The organism is Sedimentibacter sp., assembly GCF_032080165.1.
GTDB lineage: Bacteria > Bacillota > Clostridia > Tissierellales > Sedimentibacteraceae > Sedimentibacter.
Genome location: NZ_DAMASY010000001.1, coordinates 369,706 through 391,550, shown reverse-complemented (window position 1 = coordinate 391,550; position 21,845 = coordinate 369,706). Strand labels below are relative to the sequence as shown.

Here is a 21,845-nt window from a genome sequence, read left to right as displayed (position 1 = left end):
ACAAAGAGGAACACTAACATGAATTATGAAATAACAAATCAACAGATTGCTGAATTATCAAATGATAAAACCAACAAAGTTCTGTTTTTATTATTAATATTATCAATTGTATTTATTCCTGCTGCTTATATGTTCTTGGCAGCACTTTTAATTAAACAACCGTTTAAAAAAGTTTCGATAATAAATTTTAATAAACCGATTGCTTCATTATATGCATATATAGCAATTGGTTTAATATCATCAGAATACAAAATTATTTCTTTATTTTTTGGATCGTTGATGGTGTTGTGCATTCATTCCTTTAACATATTCAGCAACTCAATAACAATAGGCGATTTTACAAAAATAAAGAAATATATATTTATAGTGTCGCTGATAGTATTTCTTTACGGTATTCTACAATATATTAGTCCGGATTTTATTCTGCCTGACAAATGGGTTGATACAACCGAATACAAATTAAACAAAAGAATATATTCCACGTTCTTTAATCCCAATGTGTTTGGTTTTTACATAAATTTTATAATACTTTTAGCATGTGAAAGCTTGGATACAAGAAAATTAAATTTAGAATCATTTGTATTTTTAAGCGCTGTCTTTTGTTTAATTTTGACGTTTTCAAGAACTGCATGGATTTCTTTAATAATGACCTTGATGATTACCGGCTTTATGAATAAAAAATATTTTAAATATGCATTGATAACGGCTATTTTAATATTTTGTACTGATTTTATTTTAGAGGCAGGCCGAATAGATCCTTCAAAAGCAGTCAGGGACAGTTCCATGATTTACAGATTGGAAGTTTGGAAAGCATCCATAGCAATTATAAGGGATAACTTTTTATCAGGTATTGGCTTTGGCACTCTGTTCAAACATGTGGGAAATTATTCAAGTATAGTAAGCATTAAAATTGAGCACAGTCACAATTTATACCTGCAGGTATTTACTGAAACAGGAATTTTGGGATTCGGAATATTTACATGTTTCATAATAAAAATATTTAAGTATTTACATATTAAATTTATAGAAAACAAAAATCAATTTATAACACCGTTAGCTATCTTAATAATGTCATTGATACACGGATTAGCTGATTCGGTTGCACTTACGCCGCAAATAATGATGATACTGTGTATTTACGGAGGAATCGTAAAAGCTTCCATAAGCAGACGACCCAAATTTTAATTTGGTGTCGGCCGCTTATACTGTATGCGAAATTTGGTGTCGGCCGCTTATGCTGTAAGTGCAAAAAAAGCTCTGTTAACTCATTAAGTTAATGGAGCTTTTATCATTCTATTTGTTATACTGTTTCGCTTCAAGTAAACTTATTAATGCGAATTAGTATTATCTACCGCTGCTTTAATAAAGTTTCTGAACAACGGATGACTTCTTGTTGGTCTTGATTTAAATTCAGGATGGAATTGAGCAGCCACAAACCAAGGGTGATTTTTTAACTCAACAATCTCAACCAATTTGTTATCAGGAGAAACACCGGAAATTATCAGTCCGTTTTCTATACAGACTTGTCTGAAATCATTATTGAATTCATATCGATGTCGGTGTCTTTCATTGATCATATCAGCACCTTCATAAGCTTCCTTTGCCTTTGTGCCGTCAATCAGCTTGCATGGATAGCTTCCTAATCTCATTGTACCGCCTTTATTTTCAATTTCCTTTTGGTCATTCATTAAGTCAATTACCGGATGTTCTGTTTCTATATTAAACTCTGAGCTGTGAGCATCTTTATAATTAAGTACCCCTCTTGCAAATTCAATTACAGCCATTTGCATACCAAGACATATTCCTAAAAACGGAACTTTGTTTTCTCTTGCATATCCTGCTGCTAAAATTTTACCTTCTATACCTCTGTCTCCAAATCCGCCGGGAACTAATATGCCATCATGACCTTTTAGTATTTCTTTATAATTTTCTTCGTTGACATTTTCGGAATGAATCCAGGAAACATCTACATCTGCTAAATTATCTATACCTGCATGTTTCAACGCTTCATAAACAGAAAGATAAGCATCTTTTAGTTCAACATATTTTCCCACTAAAGCAATTTTTACACAAGAGTTGTATGTCTTTGAACGTTTAACCATGTCATTCCATTCAGTCAAATCAGGTTCCTTGCAGTTTAAACCGAAATGCTCACATACTATTTTTGCCAAACCCTCTTTTTCTAACAATAAAGGAATATCATATAATGAATCGGCATCTGTATTTTGAATTACATTTTGACTTTCAACGTTACAGAACAAGGCTATTTTAGACTTTAAATCCATTGTTATTTCTTTTTCGCTTCTACACACAAGAAGGTCCGGCTGGATACCGATACTTAACAATTCTTTTACGCTGTGCTGAGTAGGTTTGGTTTTTAATTCACCTGCTTTAGTTAAGTAAGGAAGTAATGTTACGTGTATATACATTACATTTTCTCTGCCGACTTCATAGCGTATTTGACGGATTGATTCCAAGAACGGTAAGCTTTCAATATCACCAACGGTACCGCCGATTTCGGTAATGACTACATCCACGTCATTTACACTTGAAACTCTTTTAAGCATACATTTTATCTCATTTGTTATATGAGGTATTACCTGGACGGTTCCCCCAAGATAATCGCCTTTTCTTTCCTTGTTCAAAACAGACCAATATATTTTACCTGATGTAATACTTGAATATTTGGTCAAATCTATATCAACAATTCTTTCGTAATGCCCTAAGTCTAAATCGGTTTCCGCACCATCATCAGTGACATAAACTTCACCATGCTGATAAGGACTCATCGTTCCGGGGTCCACGTTTAAATATGGGTCAAACTTCTGTAAAGTAACCTTCAATCCTCTTGCTTTAAGTAATCTTCCTAATGATGCAGCTGTAATCCCTTTTCCTAATGAAGAAACTACTCCTCCCGTTATAAAAATGTATTTTGGCATTTTTTCCTCCTGCGTTTATCTTCTAATATTATTCCACTAATTTTATATTTTTAACATGGGTTTGACCCAAATTTCTTTCTAACATAAAAAACAGAGACAAAAAAGGGGTTTTTTTTTTGGCTCTATTATTTGCTAATCAGTAATATATTATTGTATATAATTTTACAAAATTCTTCAAAAGTATTTACTAAACAATTCTATATTATCTAAAGCAAAAGGTCAATGATTTTTTAAAAAAATTTACATATACGTTGTACTATTGAAATTTATTATGCATATACATTTATAAAAGAATGCTGATTCTAACTGTATTATCTTAAAGGAGGATTTATTTTGTATAAATTAATTAGCGATACTTTTAATATTAATGAGTTTATTGACTCAAATTCAACTGAAGTTTTGTTGGAAAACGAGTTTACGATCCCTGATAATGCTCCAAATATAGAAAAAATCGTATCTACGGAGGGCAAAGCGAGGATTAGGGGTGTTACTGTCCATGATGGCTCTGTAACAGTAGATGGAGAAGTTGTTTACAACATTATTTACCGTTCAAATGATGAAGAGGTATTAGTATATTCAATTACAGACGCAATTCCTTTTACAGAAGAAATTGCTTTTACGAATGCTCAGGAAGGTATGAATGCACATGTTGATACAATTGTTGACTACATGGATTCTGACTCACCCACAGAAAGAACCTATTCAATCAAAGCTGTACTTTTATTGGATACAGAGTTGACTGACAATCATCCCGTAACATTTGTGTCCAATTTAGAATCAGACGGCAGCTTTCAAGCAAAAACAAGAAATGTAAAATATACGGATGAAGTTAACTCATTGTCGGAGGAAGTAAACATTAGTGATGCCGTAGAGCTTAATAAGGGTTCTGATGAAGTTGCCAAAATACTTAAAGCAGATTCAGAGGTATATATAACAAACATTGATATATTGGATGAAAAAATGCTTGTTGAAGGAACCTGTAAGGTTGCATTCCTTTATTCGGAAAACAACAATTTAAATTCAACAGGTTATGTATCAGAAGAATTCCCGTTCACTCATTACATAGAAGCAAAGAATTTAAGCGATGATATGTTAAAAGACATAAATATTTCTCTTAACGACATGACATATAAGGTAAGTGAAAATTATGACAATGAATTAAAGTTGATTGAATTTGATCTTTCCTTCATGATTAATGCAAATTTATTTGATACCATCGAAAAGAACATTATTACTGACTGCTATTCAACAGAATACATGCTCGATTTAGAATCCGACAAGGTAAACTTGACAAGTATTTCAGACATAATAAACAAGACGGTAAAATATGATAATAGTTTTGATGTTGTAACCGGTACAATCAAAGATATTTACACTGTTGATATCAGCCCGAAAATTTCTGAAAAAAGAATTCTTGACAGCAAGTATGTTATTGATGGTTTTATGGATATGAATATATTGTATCTGAACGGCGATATCAATAAGATTGATAAGGCATATGCATCATTGCCGTTTACAACAAGCTTTGATTTGAAAGATAATGAAACTAAATCTGAAATTGATTCGGATATTACCATTACAAAACCCGGTGCTTACAGAAAAGGAAGCAATTCGGTAATTGTTAACTGCGATATCAACGTATGCATGAAATTAAAAAATAAAGACGAAATAACCGTTATCAGTAATATTGCTGAAACAACACCCATAGACAGAGGTAAAATGCCAAGCTTGGTATTCAGAGTTGTTCAGCCTAACGAAAGCATTTGGGACATTGCCAAAAACTATAACCTCTCAATCAACTATCTAAAGGAAATAAATAATTTACCCGAAGACAATGTAGTAACACCAGGCTCGAAAATTATAATTGCACGCATGGTATGATCAATAGATTGGCATTGACAGGCAATTGAAAAGAGCGCGTTTCGATATAATACTTCCAAAGTAGACTGTCTAATTAATTAAAAGCAGACTGTCTATTTGGAGGTATTTTTTAATTGGAAGAAAAGCAACAAGTACACCGAAATGGTCATCAACTAGTACGACAGGTACTCAGGAGTTAATTAGTGAAGCATCTGTGAAAGCAAATACAGTATATTATATAAAGGTTACATATCCATCAGGAACTTTGCCAACAAATGCTAATTATTGGTTGAGAGCAAAGATGCTTGAATATGTATGGCCAGGATATACTTCACCTCAAATTCCGTCGTCTATTAATTGTTGTTATCATTGTCCTAGATATGGATTGCCTATTCAACATAGGGGAATAGATATTAAATCTACAACAGGTCAAAATGTATATGCCGCTGCAGATGGAATAGTAAGTTTTGCTGGTGAATATCCAAAGACTGAAAATGAATATGATCCATGGACGTGGGGGAAAAATGTACTTATAACTCATGACTATAATCCCGCTGAAAGTGTGACAGGACAAAAATATATGCGTACTCGTAGTTGCCATCTAGATACTATATCAGTAACTAATGGTCAAACTGTAGTAAAAGGTCAAAAAATTGGTACATCCGGAAATACAGGACTTTCTTCAGCACCTCATTTACATTTTGAAACGCAATCAGCAAATAGTAAATCGGCAACGACATGGAATTTATTTAATCCAAAATATTTATGGTCTGGATTATACTGTAATACATGTTATAACACAATAAATAGTTATGATGGCGAATATGCGATAGAGAAAAAAACATTTGAAGGATATTCAGGTGAGTTACGTCTATTTGGTATTGATATAAATGGACTTTTGATAGATATAGAGAATTTAGTATCCATGACCAATGATGAACTTGAAAAATATGGAATTGGTTCTGAAGATCTGAAAATATTTAATGAAATGATACAAGTTGATGATAGTCTATCAATATATTATAATAAGATAGAGAAAATATCCAATGAAATTTAAGATTTAAAGGGGTATTCTCAGAAACAATAAAAAGAAAAAAGGTTTAAAAACAACTGCAATATTTGGGGGTAAATCTTAAAAACATATCTTTATTTATTGCAGTTGAAGCACCATATGACATTACTTATATTATTATGGAGGTAAATCAATGAAAAGTAAACTTTTAATTATTATATTAATTGTGCTTACAGCTCTTACAGGATGTACCGACGGAGGTATTCATAAAACAGATAATGGTTATGATCCCGAAACGGAAGAGGATGTACGGCAGGGTGAGGAATCGAAGGAAAATGATTTGCCTCCATATGATAATGAAGAAAAAATCTTAACAAATACATCGGCAAATATAGCCAATGGGGGAAAGGCAGCCATGGATGACCGGTATATTTATTATGCTAATTCAATGGACGGGGATAAACTTTACAGGCTGGATACTAAAGAGAATACAAATGAAAAGGTGCTTGATGAACGAATTCAGGGAAATATAATTTTATATGAAGACAAAATATTCTTCAATAGAATTTCCGGAGATAACGTTGATGTATGCAGCGTAAACAAGGATGGAACAGGATTTAAGACAGTGATTGATATAAGAACCTTCTTTGCTATTGACGCCGGAAACATATATTATATTAAAGGTACGGGAATTTTTGATGAATTTCAATTTGAAAAGTACAATCTATGCAGCATGAGCATTGATGGGGGAAACGAACAAATAATAGAAGAGTATATATGGGACGTGCCTATATTCCTTTATAATGATATGCTTTATTATACTGCATATAAAGACTATAAGGAATATAATATTAAGTCGGGAGGTTCAAGAGTTATAAACCGTGCTGAACATTCTTACAGCATGCATGCATATAATGATAATCTGTACTATATTACAGATTACAATCAATTATATACAACAGATTTAACAAATAATGAAGTATCGGAAGTGGTTTCAGTTAATGAAGATTATATCCGAAAATTATATGCCTTTGATGAATATATATTTTTTACTGCATACAGTTTAAACAAGGATAATATTTTTGAAATTTACCGTGTAAAGAATGACGGAAGTGAACTCACGAATATACATCGTATTGAGTATACAGAACCCCTTGGAAATATAATAAAAGAAAATATTTTTATATTTAAGGATAAAATAATATTGTTTGACGATAGAGGAATTAATAGTGAAATAAGGGCGATGGATTTTTACGGAAATGATGTAGAGATGAACTTAGGAAGATTAGATTAAAAGAAGATATATAGGTATGTATGGATATACTGTTATCCGATTCATGCATTATTTTAGGGGTGTTTCGTGCAGAATTTGTGTCAGGAAATATATTTTAGTCTACAATATATAGAAATAAGCTTGAGAAAAGCAAAATATATTCACCTATAAAAAACTATTGAGTAAATGTTCAAAGTATAAAAGAGACCATTCAAGTTTTGTGTAAAGACAAAACTTGAAACGGTCTCCGCTCACGCGCTCTTTATTTTATCCATCGCTAATATATTGCTAATCAATTGCAAGTCTATCGCCAATCCATCGCTATCGTTGGATATTTCCAAACTTTGTAAACTGACCGATCCATGCAAGCTCTACGGTTCCAACAGGACCATTTCTTTGCTTTGTTATAATTACGTCGGTTATGCCTTTTTTCTCCGATTCTTCCTTATAGTAATATTCATCTCTGTAAAGCATGAGAACTACGTCGGCATCCTGTTCTATTGCACCGGATTCCCTTAAGTCAGACATAATAGGTCTGTGGTCATTACGCAGCTCCGGAGCACGGGAAAGCTGTGACAATGCCATTACAGGACAATCCATTTCCCTCGCAAGCGCCTTCAGCCCACGAGATATGTTTGATATTTCCTGCTGTCTGTTTGAAGAGCTCGTCCCATCCGACATCAATTGTAAATAGTCTATTATTATTAAATCCAGTCCCTGTTCGATTTTCAACCTTCTGCATTTAGACATAACTTCAAACAGCGTAATTGCGGCAGTATCATCTATAAAAACTTTATAGTTTGAAATTGAACTCATAACACTTATCAGCCTTGTCCAATCATCGTCGCTGAGGTTTCCCGTCCTGAGCTTTGAACTGTCAACCATTGATTCCATACTTATAATTCTTTGAACGTACTGTTCCTTAGACATTTCCAGGGAAAATAACGCAACAGATGCCCCTGTCTTAACTGAATTCATTGCAATATTCAATGCAAGAGCAGTTTTTCCCATTGAAGGTCTTGCAGCAAGAAGTATTAAATCAGACCTTTGAAGTCCCGATGTCATTCTGTCCAAATCATCGTAACCCGTAGTCAATCCGGTCAGTCCGCCCTTATTCATGGCTCTTTCCTCTAACTGATTGAAAACACTCATTAATACTTCCTTAATTTCAGTAAAGGAATTTATGCTTCTGTTCTGCGATATAGAAAATATTCTCGATTCTGCCAGCTCAATAATTCGTTGAACCTCGTCATTTTCTTTATAGCTTTTCTCAATAATTTCATTGGAAGCACTTATTAATTTTCTTAAGGTTGATTTTTCTCTGATAATATTGCAGTAAGCTTCAACATTTTTAGAAGTAATAATATTTTCGGTAAGGTTTGCCAGATATTCAAATCCTCCGACATAGTCAATTTTGCCTCTTTTACTCAGCTCCTCCGTAATCGTAAGAGCATCCACCGGAACATTCTGCATATGGACTTGTTTAATACAATCAAAAATCTCTTTGTTTGCTTCAAAATAAAAATCCTCGGAACTTAACAGATTGATGACCTTTTCAACAGCTACGTGGTCAATCAAAGCAGAGGCAAGAACTCTTTGTTCTGCCTCGGCATTATGCGGCGGTACTTTTCCAAAATTAATCAAATCAGCCATATTTTCCTCTTATTTATCAGTTACTATTACTTTTAATTTTGCATTCACCATAGGATGAAGCTTAATCTTTACAAAATATTCTCCTACTGATTTTATTGGATCATCTAAATCAAACTTCTTCTTGTCGATATTTATACCATGTTCTTTTTCAAGGTTTTCAGCGATTTCTTTTGTGGTCACAGCTCCGAAAAGCTTGCCGTTTTCACCTGCTTTACCTTTCAAAACTATTGTAACCTTCATTAATTCTTCTTCAAGCTTCTTTGCTTCCTCGAATATTTCTTTTTCTTTTGCTTCTTTCTGTTTATTTGCATGTTCCAGATTTTTTAAGTTTACCGGTGTTGCTTCTATAGCTAAATTCTTAGGAAATAAAAAGTTTTTTGCATAACCGTCTTTTGCATTGATTATTGCTCCCTTTTTTCCTACATTCTTAACATCTTCCAACAGTATTACTTTCATTTATCTTTACTCTCCTTCTTGTAATGTGAAATTGCCTCATAAAGCTTATTCTTTGCTTCCTCCATATCCTGAGTCGGTATTTGAGCTCCTGCCATATTCAAATGGCCGCCTCCGTCAAGATACTCCATGATTACCTGTACGTTGACAGTTCCGGATGAACGGGCACTGATATTAATATAATCCTCATTTCTTACAAGCACAAAGCTCATCCTGACATCCTTAATGGTTAACAGCTCATCGGCGCTTTGTGCGGCGATGACATTTGAATTTTCCGAAATTTCATCTATATATGATATGGCAACATCATCAAATATAATTTCTGATCTTTCGATAATTTCTGTTTTCTTTTTCATGGAATCCAGGCTTTCATTAAAAAGCTCCTTAACATCAGTTGTATCTGCACCGTTTCTTCTTAAAAACGATGCTGCCTCAAAGGTTCTTACTCCTGTTTTAAACGTAAATGAATTTGTATCCACAACTATTCCGGCCAATAATGAATCAGCTTCAAATTTAGTAAGCTTTATATGTTCCTCCATGTATTGTACAATTTCAGAAACAAGTTCACAGGTTGAGGATGCGTATGGTTCTATATAATCCAAAAGTGCATTTTCTATATATTCTTCACTTCTTCTGTGATGGTCGATAAGCACTACTTTATCAACTTTTTGCAAAAGCTCAGGTGCTTCCGTATAGCTTGGTCTGTGAGTATCCACTACTACAACCAACGTATTTTGATCCACAAGGTTAAGTGCCGTCTCAGTGCTGATTACGGACTCAACGTAGTGACTGTCTTCCTTTTTCATTCTTTCATACATGTTTTTAAGAGCATAATTTACAGTATTTAAAACGATGTATGCTTTTTTGCCCCTGCTTTTAGCAATTGCGTAAATCCCTATAGATGCACCTAAGCTGTCCATATCACCTACGCGGTGACCCATTATTAATACATTAGAGCTTTGGTCGATTATTTGTCTGAGTGCATAAGATATAATTCTTGCTTTGACCTTAGTTCTTTTTTCAACTGCCTTGCTCTTTCCTCCATAAAACTTAACGGAATTCATTCTTTTAACAACCGCCTGATCTCCGCCTCTGCCAAGTGCCACATCCAAGGCACCCTTAGCATATTCCAAATGCTGAGTTAAGTTCTTGGCTAATGCACCGGTTCCGATACTGAGTGTAAAATTAAAATCCGTGCCACCCTTAAGACATTTTACCTCTTCAAGCATACTGAACTTATTAGCTTCAAGATTTTCTAAAAACTTATTTTCAAACATCATTAAAAATTTAGATGTATCGTATCTCAGAACAAAGCCATTCATTTCCGAAACATATCTGTTCAATATTTTTTCCACCTCGGCAGTCATGGCAGCTTTTTCGCCCTTATCAAGTTTCTCGGATATTTCATCATAATTGTCTATCTGAATTAAGCTTACTATTGGTCTCTCATCGTTATACTTTGTTTTTAAGTTAGCAAATGCAGTGTTTTCATTCCAGTAGCATACATATGATACACTGTCTCCGAATCTTCCTTCTTCTAACTTGTAGTACATTACATTGAATGTTTTACCTGTTTCAACTATTTCAATGTTGCTTAAAATACCTTCCTTGTAGTCCTCCAATGTTTTCAAAGGAAAGTTTTGTATAAAGTCGTTTATAAATTCAATATTTTCATTTTCCTCATCAATAAGCTCTCTGAACTTATTATTGAACCAAAAAATTTTACCCATAGGACCTATAATACTTATAGGCAGCGGTGAATAATAAAATGAATTTACTGACAGGTTTTCTATGTTTTTTGTATAATTTATTATGTAGTTTTTAAGTTCTTTTTCTCTTTGTATTTGCCTTTTTAAAGCCAATCCGGCAACACCCATTAAAATCAAGCTTGAAATACCGGCATATATATACATGCCTTCAATTAAGAAAATCACAATTAAGACAATTATCACCGTCAAGTATATTATACTGTCATCCTTTAAAAATTTAGGAGTATTTTTATTTTCCAAATCATTACCTCCATAAATAAATTATACAATTCTATTTAACTTTCTTAAATCAACAGTCAAATCGACAAGTCCCAACAAAGCAATCAATATAGTTGCTCCCGCAAAAACAAACAACGACATAAATACAACCATACCAATCATCAAGTTCTGAAGATTTTTGCTCATTTGCCTGTTTATCAAATACATTTTTATTACAGCAATACCTTGCAGATACATAGCAGCAAACATTATTAAAAATAAATTGAGCTGAATAGCATTAACATTTATTTTCATTGCGCTCATCAAATATGAAATTAAAAGCATAACAGCCATTGCAACCATAAAGGTTTTAGGAAACGAAAAATATCCAAGCCCTTCATGAGCTTTAATTTTTATTTTAAACCTATTGGCAAATTTGCTTGCTACTAAGTAATTTACGTATGAAGTCATAACCGATGAAATAATTAACATAGCAGGAAACATTAATGAAATAGTGCTTATCATCATTGGTCCTATTTCTTCAATGGTCTTTTTCATTTCTTCAACCCTGTCACCTGCTAATCCTGCAGGGTAATTATTGAGCATTTCCTTCATCATTTCAAAGCTTTCACTATAAATATCCTTCAGCTGCTGTATGAAATTAACTCCAATAATTAAATCCATCAGAAATATAAGGATTACAAATGAAATCAAATAAGAGGCAGTTCCGTAAAGAATTGTTCTGTTTGCTTCCTTATCCTTGCAAATTCCATACGCCAAAGCAATTGCCAGAGGGGTATAAAGAATAAAGAATATAAGACCTGTTTGAACGCCCAAGAGCATTGATATAATTAAATCCGACGCTATCAATGACAAACCTGCATATTTTAATCCCTTTCTCTTAGCTAAAATTATAGCCGGAGCAGGATAAAAAAACATTATCACAGAAAAAAAAGAAGATAAATATGATATAATAACAAGTATGCCTGTAATCATTGCAGATTCAGTAATACTTGATGTTTTATAATTTCTGTTCATTGCTACCTCTTTATTATATTAATTATATTATTTTACCTTATAAATAATATAAAGTCAAAAACTTATTTTATTACTCAAGCTTCCTATAAAGCGTTGCAATACTGATACCAAGCTGTTTGGCAGCTTTCTTTTTTGCATCAAGGTCATTTCCGTACATTTTAATTTTATTTAATATGACAGATTTCTCATAGCCCTTGGTTAAGTCAGTCAGCTTAATATTTTCTTCTTTGCTGTCGGTTCCTGTTTTCTTTTTTATGCTGTCCATACCTATCATGCTGTTTTCTTCAAATATTACGGCATATTCTATTAAATTTCTAAGTTCTCTTATATTGCCGGGAAATTTATAATTTAAAAGCATAATTTCCGCCTCTGCCGTAAATCCTTTTATATCCTTGCTGTAAATTTTTGAAAAATGATTCAAAAAATACCTTGAAAGAATGATTACATCATACCCACGCTCTCTGAGAGGCGGCAAATGTATGGGCACAACATTTAATCTGTAATATAAATCATCTCTGAACAGATTATTATCAACCAACGAGCTTAAATTTTTATGAGTCGCAGAGATAATCCTTGGATTAACTTTAATAGAAGAGCTTCCCCCAACTCTTGTTATTTCTTTTTCTTCTAAGGCACGGTTCAATTTAACCTGCATTAAAAAAGGTAAATCACCGATTTCATCAAGAAACAAGGTTCCATCCTTACAAATTTCAAACTTACCTATTTTACCTGTAGTTTTAGCACCCGTAAACGAGCCTTTTTCATATCCGAAAAGCTCACTTTCAATTAAATTTTCAGGAATAGCACCACAGTTTAGTGCCATAAACACATTGTTCTTTCTGCTGCCGGCATTATGTATCGCTCTTGCAAATACCTCTTTACCCGTTCCTGTTTCTCCGTAAATTAAGACAGATGCATCATTTTCAGCAACCTGTATCGCTTCCCTTCTCGCTTGCAGCAGGGTTTCACTTTCACCCACTATATCATCAAAGGTGATTAAATCCTTCTTCCTGTTAGATTCAAGTACCGATTCTTTCATTTTATTGAAATCAGAAAATAAAAGCACAAATCCTTCATTATTTCCCTTAACCACTATAGGATTTGCATTTATCATAAATTCCATGCCATTTAACTTAACAGGTCCTGCTTCTCCGTTAAAGCCGACGTACAACAGCTGATTATAAATCTTTTCGGTCAACAATTCCCGGATTCGCGGCATATTATTAATATTTAAATTTAGTTTTTCATTTATATATTTATTCGTAGTTATTATATCTTTATTATTATTGATTACAATAATACCGTCATTTAAGGAATTAATTAAAGTAAGAAGCTCCGATGATCTGTATTCAAGCATTTTTACGGTGTTTTTTTCGCTGAGTATGGTTGATATCAAATCGCTTAATCTGCTTTCAAAATTCATATAACCTGCTTTATTTAACAAAAGATTATGCCTTGCAACCTCGTCATATGCACACATACCCAATACACCTATTATTTCATCATTGTATTTAATAGGAATACAGAATTCGATTAATTCCTTACAGTCGGCAGAATTAGTGCAGTCCAAGCACATTTGGTTTTCCTTCGGATTCTCTATAAAATATTGTTCACCGGTCAATATGCATTTATGGAATGCAGAATTAACAGGCGCCTTCCTGCCTGATTCAATATCACTTTTCACAGTAGTAACCACCCTGTCCAAATGTTCGTCCACTATGGTAATATCTACATTAGTAACTGCCTGTAATGCATCTATTATGTGCAACAGCTCAGAACTGATACTCTTTAACCTGCTCATAATCGTTCCTTTCTTTATGAGATTCCTCAGTGTTCGGAATGACATACCGCAAGCTTTTGTCATCCTGAATTACATACATTATAATACATTTTTACTGATTATACAAAAGTTTTGTTGCCCTTTAAATAATTAAAAATAGGATTTTTATCATTTTTGATAAATTGTTTTCAAAAATGATAAAATACGCAATTAAATAATTTCAACGTCCTCAATTATACAAATATAAAAATTTATCATTTTTGATAATAATTTTTTAAGAATAAAATATATGCGAGACGATAAGGTGTTCAAATTGTACTATAATCGTTTTCTTTTATAAATATTCTTAAATTGGCACAAATCGTGCAAGTATATAGTAGGAGGTGTATTATGGATAATAGATTATTAGTAGATATATTAAAAAACCAAGTTGTTCCTGCTTTAGGATGCACGGAGCCGGGGGCAGTTGCTTATGCAGTTGCAAGGGCTAAGGAAATATTGGACAGCGAAGTAAAACAATTAAACATATATTCAGATAAAAACATAATTAAAAACGGTATGAGTGTAGGTATACCCGGAACAAACGAGCACGGAATCATTTTTGCAGCAGCCCTGGCCTTAGTTATAGGTAAGTCAGAATACAAATTAGAAGTTTTAAAGGATGTGAATAACGACAGCATAGACAAAGCACTGAAAATTGTTGATTCCGGTATAATCAGCCTGCAGCTTGAAAATATTCAAGGGTTGTTCATAAAAGTAGAAGCATTTGGTGAAAATGATAAATCCTGCGTTACAATAAGACATTCACATACAAATATTATCAGCGAAACAAAAAATGATGAAATTATACTGGATAATACGGTTAATGTTGCAAGCTCTATTGAAATAAAACATGAAATCAAAAAATATAATATTGACTATTTAATTCAATTTGCTGATGAAGCACCAATTGAAGACATTGAATTTATTAAAAACGGTATTGATTTAAATATGAGAATTGCTGATGCCGGTTTATCCGGACAAACAGGTGTCGGCTTAGGAAATTATTTCTACAACAGTGCAAAAGATGTTTTCTCAATGGCAAAAGCATATACAGCAGCAGCTTCAGAGGCGCGCATGTCCGGTTACTTATTACCGGTTATGAGCAGCGCCGGCTCAGGAAATCATGGACTTGTGGCAATAATTCCAATTTCCTTTATAGGACAAGAAAAAAATATAGATATGAAAAAAATAATAAGAGCCGTTACGTTAAGTCACCTTGTAACAATATTTGTCAAGGTTCATTTAGGTTCCTTATCCCCGATCTGCGGCTGCGGAGTTGCGGCAGGTGTGGGCTGTGCCGCCGGTCTTACTTATTTGCTCGATGGAAACATAAATCAAATTAAGGGCTCAATAAACAACATGGTAGCAGGAATATCAGGCATGCTTTGTGACGGAGCTAAGTTAGGATGCTCTTATAAGCTGTCAATATCCGTTGATGCTGCCGTTGATGCTTCAGAAATGGCTCTTAAAAACATCTTTATCCCGGATGACAACGGCATATTAGGCGATACTCCCGAAAAAACAATTATAAATTTGGCTCACGTATCCAACATCGGTATGAAAAATACAGATGACGAAATTCTTAAAGTTATGATGAGCAAATGTTGATTTAGCTTTACACATTGCACATTTTGGAATATACTTAATATGACATACTTAAAGTAAAGAGGGTGCGATATGAAAAGAAAAGTTAGTTTATTATTAGCAGTATTGTTAATTTTATCTTCATTTGCTTCTGTTGGCTTTGCAAAAGAAATAGATAAAGATAAATTTACTACAGATGTTGAATTTTTAAAGAATGTAATTTACTTTGTACTTGATAACTATCAATATGAAGTAGATCAGGAAGAAGTTCTTGAAGGCTTATATGACGGATTCTTTAACGTATTAGACGATTACAGCGTTTACTATACTCCAAAGGAATATTCCGCAATGCTTGAAAATACAGCAGGAGAATTTACAGGAATAGGCGTTCAGATAATTGACGCAAACGATCAGGTTATAGTTGTTACCCCGCTACAGGGCTCACCGGCTCTAAACGCAGGCATTAAAGCAGGAGATATTATAAAATACGTTGATGGCTATGATATAACAGGTCTTACTTCATCTCAAGCGTCTCTTTTAATCAGAGGTACTGAAGGGACAAGCGTAAAAATAGGAATTCTCCGAGGAGAAGAAATTTTAAATTTTGACATTGTCAGATCAAAAATTACAACAAGCATTGTTGAAGGTAAAATCATGGACAACAACATAGGTTATCTGAAGGTTACGGATTTTTCAGATAACACGGTTGAGCTTGTCGAAAAGGAGCTTTCAGCATTTGACCAAAATAACGTAAAGAAAATCGTAATCGATATGAGAAACAACGGCGGCGGCACATTACAGGCAGCAGTAGATTTATTAAACTTGTTCGTTACTGAAGGTCCTGTAGTATATGTTGATTATGCTTCAGGTAAAGAGGACATATATGAAAGCGAGCTTAAAGAACAAAAATATGAAATAGCAGTATTGATAAACGGTGGAAGTGCAAGTGCTACCGAAGTATTTGCCGGTGCGGTAAAGTATAAAAACGAAGGTATAATAGTTGGAACTAAATCCTTCGGCAAGGGTGTGGTTCAAACATTGTATCCTTTAATAAGCGGCAGCGGAGTTAAATTTACAACAGCAGAATATTTCTCGGTTGACAGAACACCGGTACATAAAATAGGAATTACACCGGACATAATTGTTGAAAATGAGAAAATCGACCTGTCGAAATATCCGGCTTTCAGCAAAATAGATAAGCCTGTCATAGGCACCGTAAGCTTAGATGTACTGGCGGCTGAAATGATATTAAACACATTGGGATACGATGTAAATGAACCAGATGGAGTTTACGATCAAAAATCCTTTAATGAAATTGTGAAATTCCAAAAGGACAACTTTTTATATTCCTACGGAACAATAGACATTGCAACACAAAATTCATTATACAATGCGTTGATGAATCATGCACAGGGAGATATTGAAGATTTACAGCTGAAAGAAGCAATTAAGGCACTGAATAAGTAATATATCATAAATATGAATGGAGATTCTTCACTACGTTCAGAATCTCCATTTTTTTACTTACAGTATAAGCAACTGACACCAAATCAAATATTTGGGTCATCTGCTTATTAAAGCAATCTACATACTGATCGATGCTTCACTTAAATCATTTATATTGTAATTTATATTCAATGATGTTAATATGCCTTTGCTTATTATCTCGGCCATTTCATAAACAAAGCAAAGTCGTGTATCCTGAACCAAATCATGAAAATCCCTATCACTGGAATCTACAATTCCAATTATCGATACATCCCCTATTTCAGGAAGCATTTTTCCTATTCCCTTACCGGGTGTTATGGGACCGTCCCTTACTTCGATAATTCCTTGATTTTTTTTGCTGCTTAAACAGGCATCTACGGCAAATACCTTATCGTATTTTTTCTTTTTGATTATTCTTATGTATTCATTGATATTTAATGCGTGCACCGGTTTTTCAAGTGTACCGTAAATGTCAATATCTAAATTTGCTTTTAATAGTAAAGTTCCTGTCAGCGGTCCTAAGCTGTCAACGATGCATTTATCAGTACCGATGCATACAATTGCAGAGTTGTTATTCAATTGATGGCTTAAATAGTGACCTATTTTTAATGCTGCAAAACTATTTTTGTAATGAACTTCAATTGGATTCAAATGCAACACCCCCCATGTATATTAGTATATACAGGTGGGGGGTGTTTTATGTGTTAAAAATCATCTCTTCTGTTGTAATCATCTCTGTAATAATCATCAAAGTCGTTAAATTCTCTTCGGAGGTTTAAATCTTCATAGGTACAGTACTGTGCTTCCAAAGCATTTTTTCTGAGAGCTAAGTAAAGCTGAGCTTCTGTAGCGTAAAAATAAGGATATACAAAAAATATTCCAACTACAAAAACCAACATCCCCAATAAATACCATCCAAGAAAGGATAAATCCAAAATAAAAGTGTTAAATTTGTGACCATCCATCATTTTTCTGCTGAGGGTTATTGCATTTTCAGCTCCTACATTAGGATTATCAGCTAATATATAAGGCACCATCCTGTATGAGTACCCCTTTATAATTCCCGGAATAACTAAAAGCAATGTCCATAAAAATAAGAAAATATCTCTTAATAGCATTGTAAATATAATTCCTTTGTAATTAGCTCCGTCAAAAGCAAAGCTGAAATAGCCTTTAATGTTTTTAAATTGTGCTAAATTCACAAAGTATCTTCTTGCACCTATTTCTAACGAATAGCCTAACAGCAATCTGAATGCTAAAGCTAAAATTAATATGGCAAAAACAATAATAACAATATCAGGATTCCGTGCTATATATTCACCGGTTCTATCACCGGCTCTTCCGGAGCTGCCGCCTCCACCGGTACCGGATACCAGTGCTAAGACCAAGCCTATTAAAAAAGCCTGCCAGTAGTTGCCCTTGAGAGATTGTTTTGCCAATGATTTAAGTTCTACTCTGTCCCACATAAATACCTCCTTGTTTTTTCATTATTATACCATATATTTATGCTGTATTGAAAGCCTTTTGTCACAAACTAAACGACAATAAATTTCGTCATTGACACCCAATCTATAAACAAATATAATACATCCATAACATTGAAAGCTGGTGACACTTTGAAAAACTATTTAAAAAGAACCGTAAGACTGTTATTCGGTTTATTTCTTTATTCATTGGGACTGATATTAAGCGTTCATGCAAATATAGGTCTTGCTCCCTGGGATGCATTCGGCATGGGGGTATCTTATATTACAGGCATATCCTATGGAAATGTAAGTATATTGACAGGAATTGTAATATTAATCATAGTGGCAGGATTTCTAAAGGAAAAAATAGGATTGGGAACTATATTAAACACCATATTAATCGGAGTATTTTTCGATTTGATACAGTCAATTCATTTAATACCGGTCATGACAAATTTCTTTTTAGGAATACTTATGCTTCTTTCAGGTCAAGTGATAGTGAGCTTAGCTACATATTTTTATATAAGCTCGGGAATGGGCTCCGGACCACGAGATACTCTTATGGTGGCAATGAGTAAATTATTTCCCAAGGTGCCAATAGGTGCAATAAGAGGTTCAATCGAAGGAACTGTGCTGATTATAGGTTTTTTATTGGGGGCAAAGGTTGGTATAGGAACAGTTATAGCGGTATTCGGAATCAGCTTTATACTTCAGGCAACATTTAAATTATTAAAATTTGATATAAAGGCAGTGGTACATGAAAATATTTTTGAAACATTTATCAATGTAAAAAATATATTAATGAAAAAAACTGTTGAAAATAGTGAAGGCAATTAATAAGGAGATTCATCCAAACGATGAATCTCCTTATTAATTCACATACAGTATAAGCGACTGACACCAAATTTCGCATACAGCATAAGCGACTGACACCAAATCAGAAATTTGGGTCATCTGCTTAAAAATTTGGGTCATCTGCTTATTCCTCAAACTCTCTGCATTTTTTAATAAACATATCAATGTTTTGCTTTTCTTTATCCGCATCAGGATCCTTCCTGCCCATCCTGTCACAGTAACCTAATAAAGCTACCTCATGTATATCTGTTTCTTTTTTCATTGCTTTTATATCAGCAAAAGGCATAACCTTAACCACATGAAGTATCTGCATGTGCCACCTGATTAAAGCCGTAACATTTTTTATAAAAAGCTCATCAGTAATAAATTCACTTAGGAATTCATGTGCCAATACAGCACCAACTCTTTCATGATCATAAGAAGTAATTTTCCCTTTTCTGATTTTGGTAGTGTCCGGCTTACCTATATCATGCAATAATGCTGCCCACATAAAAACCTTTTGATTTTTGCTTTTATGCTTTTCCTTAGCCGCATTATCTATAACGAGCATTGTATGGTTCCAGACGTTGCCTTCCGGATGATGTACAGGTGACTGTTCCGCTTTTGTCAGGTTATAAAGCATATGAAATGGGTGTTTTTGCATTAATGGAACGTCAACTATATTTTCAAAAAATTCCGACGGCTTTTCACCCATCAATAAATGATTGTTTATTTCATATAAAAAAATTTCTTTATTATCATCATCTAACAAATTATAATTTATTTTCTTTTGTTTTAATAACTGCATTTTTAATACCTCATATTGATTTAATTAATTTTATCTTCCCACTGCAAAAATAAAATATACTTTTATATAAATGGTATTAAAACCAAAAGCTATTTGTATAAAAATGGAATATTTTCAAAAATATGATATTGACAAATAGAAATTATTAGTTTAAAGTTTATAAAAATTAAATAAAAAACTTCTTATCAAGAGAGATGGAGGGAACGGCCCGGTGAAATCTCGGCAACCTACAAATATTGTAAGGTGCTAATTCCGTCAAAGATTACTTTGAAAGATGAGGAGACGGTTAATACAAATTTTCCTCTCTTCACTTAGAGGATTTTTTTATTTAGTACGAAATGAAGAAATGGGAGGAAAATATGAAAAAAAATTTTAAAGTAGAAACAAAATTAGTTCAATCATTAGAAGAATTTCAAGAAGGAGAATCAAGGGTTTATCCGTTGGTACAAAGCACCACTTACAATTATAAGGATCCGGACTTTGTAGCGGGTTTGTTCAATTTAACCGAATCAGGTTATTTTTACTCAAGAATCGGCAATCCGACAGTCCAGGCATTTGAAAACAAAATAGCTCAATTAGAAGGTGGTACCGGAGCTGTTGCAGTATCTTCAGGTCAGGCAGCAACAACCATGGCAGTTTTAAATATTTGCAATTCCGGAGACCATATAGTTGCCTGCTCAACCATATACGGTGGTACATTTACATTGCTTTCATCAAGCCTGAAAAAGTTAGGCATAGATATATCCTTCTTTGGTCCCGATATCACCGAAGATGAAATATTGGCTTTGTTTAAAGACAACACAAAAGCAATATTTGGTGAAACTATCGGAAACCCTGGGTTAAATGTTTTGGACTTTGAGAAATTATCTAACGTAGCAAAGAAGACGGGAGTACCGTTTATTGTTGACAATACGGTTGCAACACCATATCATTGCAGACCTATAGAACACGGCGCCGATATAGTCATTCATTCAACAACTAAATATATCGACGGACAGGCGTCCTGCTTAGGCGGTGTTGTTATTGATGCAGGTAAATTTAATTGGAACAACGGAAAATTTCCGGGACTTGTGGAACCGGACCCAAGCTATCACGGTTTAAGCTATCATGAGACATTTAAGGAAGCTGCGTACATAGCAAAGGCAAGAACTCATATTTTAAGAGATTTTGGTGCGGCGCTGAGTGCTTTTAATGCATTCATTTATTTAAGAGGTCTTGAAACACTGCATGTACGAATGGACAGACATTCTGAAAATGCACTTAAGGTTGCAGAATTTCTTGAAGGTCATGAAAATGTACTTTGGGTAAATTATCCTAAGCTGAAAAGCGGTAAATATTATGCTCTTGCAGATAAATACCTGTCGAACGGCGGCAGCGGAATAATTTTATTTGGTATAAAGGGCGGGTCTGAAAAAGGACGTGAATTTACTAAAAAACTAAAGTGGATTAATAATGCGGTCCACCTTGGAGATGTGAGAACCTGTGTGCTTCATCCGGCCAGCACTACCCACAGACAGCTTACGGAAGAACAACAGATTACGACAGGCGTATTTCCGGAAGCAATAAGAATAAATGTGGGTATAGAAAACGTAGACGATATTATTAACGATATTAATCAAGCGCTGCAATAAATTCAATTTGAAAGGAA

Annotated in this window: 17 protein-coding genes and 1 riboswitch; of the genes, 8 read left to right on the top strand and 9 right to left on the bottom strand. The window is 33.8% G+C overall.

What is annotated here, in order from left to right; translation table 11 throughout:
• The first annotated feature begins 18 nt into the window (after positions 1-18).
• Positions 19-1,185 (top strand): O-antigen ligase family protein, encoded by a 1,167-nt coding sequence (locus RT412_RS01800; RefSeq protein WP_313339754.1) that lies wholly within the window; start codon positions 19-21, stop codon positions 1,183-1,185.
• Between the two features lie 143 nt (positions 1,186-1,328).
• Here the strand turns inward: RT412_RS01800 and RT412_RS01795 are convergent, their stop codons facing one another.
• Positions 1,329-2,939, bottom strand: coding sequence for a CTP synthase (locus RT412_RS01795; RefSeq protein ID WP_313339753.1), 1,611 nt, complete (start codon positions 2,937-2,939; stop codon positions 1,329-1,331).
• Positions 2,940-3,272: 333 nt separating this feature from the next.
• On the opposite strand from RT412_RS01795, the gene RT412_RS01790 reads away from it, so the two are divergent.
• From RT412_RS01790 to RT412_RS01780, 3 genes are all read left to right on the top strand, one after another.
• Positions 3,273-4,820 carry an SPOCS domain-containing protein gene (locus RT412_RS01790; protein WP_313339752.1) on the top strand — a complete coding sequence of 516 codons (1,548 nt, stop codon included), beginning with the start codon at positions 3,273-3,275 and terminating at the stop codon, positions 4,818-4,820.
• 193 nt (positions 4,821-5,013) lie between these two features.
• Positions 5,014-5,856, top strand: coding sequence for a M23 family metallopeptidase (locus RT412_RS01785; RefSeq protein ID WP_313339750.1), 843 nt, complete (start codon positions 5,014-5,016; stop codon positions 5,854-5,856).
• 148 nt (positions 5,857-6,004) lie between these two features.
• Positions 6,005-7,105, top strand: coding sequence for a DUF5050 domain-containing protein (locus RT412_RS01780; protein ID WP_313339748.1), 1,101 nt, complete (start codon positions 6,005-6,007; stop codon positions 7,103-7,105).
• 300 nt (positions 7,106-7,405) lie between these two features.
• Here RT412_RS01780 and dnaB read toward each other — a convergent pair whose 3' ends face one another.
• The 5 genes from dnaB to RT412_RS01755 all read right to left on the bottom strand — a co-directional run bounded on the left by dnaB (position 7,406) and on the right by RT412_RS01755 (position 13,996).
• On the bottom strand, positions 7,406-8,737 hold the full coding sequence (gene dnaB / locus RT412_RS01775) for a replicative DNA helicase (protein WP_398438721.1): 1,332 nt from the start codon (positions 8,735-8,737) through the stop codon (positions 7,406-7,408).
• A gap of 9 nt (positions 8,738-8,746) precedes the next feature.
• Complete coding sequence (gene rplI / locus RT412_RS01770) at positions 8,747-9,193, bottom strand: 50S ribosomal protein L9 (RefSeq protein WP_313339747.1); 447 nt, start codon at positions 9,191-9,193, stop codon at positions 8,747-8,749.
• Complete coding sequence (locus tag RT412_RS01765; protein ID WP_313339745.1) at positions 9,190-11,199, bottom strand: DHH family phosphoesterase; 2,010 nt, start codon at positions 11,197-11,199, stop codon at positions 9,190-9,192. The genes rplI and RT412_RS01765 overlap by 4 nt, the downstream gene beginning before the upstream one ends.
• A gap of 21 nt (positions 11,200-11,220) precedes the next feature.
• The gene (locus tag RT412_RS01760) at positions 11,221-12,195 is read right to left on the bottom strand and encodes a DUF2232 domain-containing protein (protein ID WP_313339744.1); all 975 of its coding nucleotides are present in this window, start codon (positions 12,193-12,195) and stop codon (positions 11,221-11,223) included.
• 70 nt (positions 12,196-12,265) lie between these two features.
• Positions 12,266-13,996, bottom strand: a complete 1,731-nt coding sequence (locus RT412_RS01755; protein ID WP_313339743.1) for a sigma 54-interacting transcriptional regulator — start codon at positions 13,994-13,996, stop codon at positions 12,266-12,268.
• Between the two features lie 369 nt (positions 13,997-14,365).
• On the opposite strand from RT412_RS01755, the gene RT412_RS01750 reads away from it, so the two are divergent.
• Both RT412_RS01750 and RT412_RS01745 read left to right on the top strand, forming a co-directional pair.
• Positions 14,366-15,625 carry an L-serine ammonia-lyase, iron-sulfur-dependent, subunit alpha gene (locus RT412_RS01750; protein WP_313339741.1) on the top strand — a complete coding sequence of 420 codons (1,260 nt, stop codon included), beginning with the start codon at positions 14,366-14,368 and terminating at the stop codon, positions 15,623-15,625.
• Positions 15,626-15,694: 69 nt separating this feature from the next.
• Positions 15,695-17,068 (top strand): S41 family peptidase, encoded by a 1,374-nt coding sequence (locus RT412_RS01745; protein ID WP_313339739.1) that lies wholly within the window; start codon positions 15,695-15,697, stop codon positions 17,066-17,068.
• Between the two features lie 117 nt (positions 17,069-17,185).
• Here RT412_RS01745 and yyaC read toward each other — a convergent pair whose 3' ends face one another.
• Complete coding sequence (gene yyaC / locus RT412_RS01740; protein ID WP_313339737.1) at positions 17,186-17,740, bottom strand: spore protease YyaC; 555 nt, start codon at positions 17,738-17,740, stop codon at positions 17,186-17,188.
• 53 nt (positions 17,741-17,793) lie between these two features.
• On the bottom strand, positions 17,794-18,555 hold the full coding sequence (locus RT412_RS01735) for a DUF975 family protein (RefSeq protein ID WP_313339735.1): 762 nt from the start codon (positions 18,553-18,555) through the stop codon (positions 17,794-17,796).
• A gap of 150 nt (positions 18,556-18,705) precedes the next feature.
• Here RT412_RS01735 and RT412_RS01730 point away from each other — a divergent pair, with 150 nt between their 5' ends.
• Positions 18,706-19,392 (top strand): hypothetical protein, encoded by a 687-nt coding sequence (locus RT412_RS01730; protein ID WP_313339733.1) that lies wholly within the window; start codon positions 18,706-18,708, stop codon positions 19,390-19,392.
• A gap of 142 nt (positions 19,393-19,534) precedes the next feature.
• Here the strand turns inward: RT412_RS01730 and RT412_RS01725 are convergent, their stop codons facing one another.
• On the bottom strand, positions 19,535-20,197 hold the full coding sequence (locus RT412_RS01725; protein ID WP_313339730.1) for an HDIG domain-containing metalloprotein: 663 nt from the start codon (positions 20,195-20,197) through the stop codon (positions 19,535-19,537).
• Between the two features lie 179 nt (positions 20,198-20,376).
• Positions 20,377-20,478: riboswitch (SAM riboswitch) on the top strand.
• 78 nt (positions 20,479-20,556) lie between these two features.
• Here RT412_RS01725 and RT412_RS01720 point away from each other — a divergent pair.
• On the top strand, positions 20,557-21,828 hold the full coding sequence (locus RT412_RS01720; RefSeq protein WP_313339727.1) for an O-acetylhomoserine aminocarboxypropyltransferase/cysteine synthase family protein: 1,272 nt from the start codon (positions 20,557-20,559) through the stop codon (positions 21,826-21,828).
• The last annotated feature ends 17 nt before the right edge of the window (positions 21,829-21,845 follow it).

Excerpts from the sequence above, each read along its gene's own strand:
- RT412_RS01780 (WP_313339748.1), top strand. The coding sequence starts at position 6,005 with ATGAAAAGTAAACTTTTAATTATTATATTAATTGTGCTTACAGCTCTT.
- RT412_RS01755 (WP_313339743.1), bottom strand. The coding sequence starts at position 13,996 with ATGAGCAGGTTAAAGAGTATCAGTTCTGAGCTGTTGCACATAATAGAT.
- rplI (WP_313339747.1), bottom strand. The coding sequence starts at position 9,193 with ATGAAAGTAATACTGTTGGAAGATGTTAAGAATGTAGGAAAAAAGGGA.
- RT412_RS01800 (WP_313339754.1), top strand. The coding sequence starts at position 19 with ATGAATTATGAAATAACAAATCAACAGATTGCTGAATTATCAAATGAT.
- RT412_RS01725 (WP_313339730.1), bottom strand. The coding sequence starts at position 20,197 with ATGCAGTTATTAAAACAAAAGAAAATAAATTATAATTTGTTAGATGAT.
- RT412_RS01795 (WP_313339753.1), bottom strand. The coding sequence starts at position 2,939 with ATGCCAAAATACATTTTTATAACGGGAGGAGTAGTTTCTTCATTAGGA.
- RT412_RS01735 (WP_313339735.1), bottom strand. The coding sequence starts at position 18,555 with ATGTGGGACAGAGTAGAACTTAAATCATTGGCAAAACAATCTCTCAAG.
- RT412_RS01720 (WP_313339727.1), top strand. The coding sequence starts at position 20,557 with ATGAAAAAAAATTTTAAAGTAGAAACAAAATTAGTTCAATCATTAGAA.
- RT412_RS01745 (WP_313339739.1), top strand. The coding sequence starts at position 15,695 with ATGAAAAGAAAAGTTAGTTTATTATTAGCAGTATTGTTAATTTTATCT.
- RT412_RS01750 (WP_313339741.1), top strand. The coding sequence starts at position 14,366 with ATGGATAATAGATTATTAGTAGATATATTAAAAAACCAAGTTGTTCCT.
- RT412_RS01760 (WP_313339744.1), bottom strand. The coding sequence starts at position 12,195 with ATGAACAGAAATTATAAAACATCAAGTATTACTGAATCTGCAATGATT.
- dnaB (WP_398438721.1), bottom strand. The coding sequence starts at position 8,737 with ATGGCTGATTTGATTAATTTTGGAAAAGTACCGCCGCATAATGCCGAG.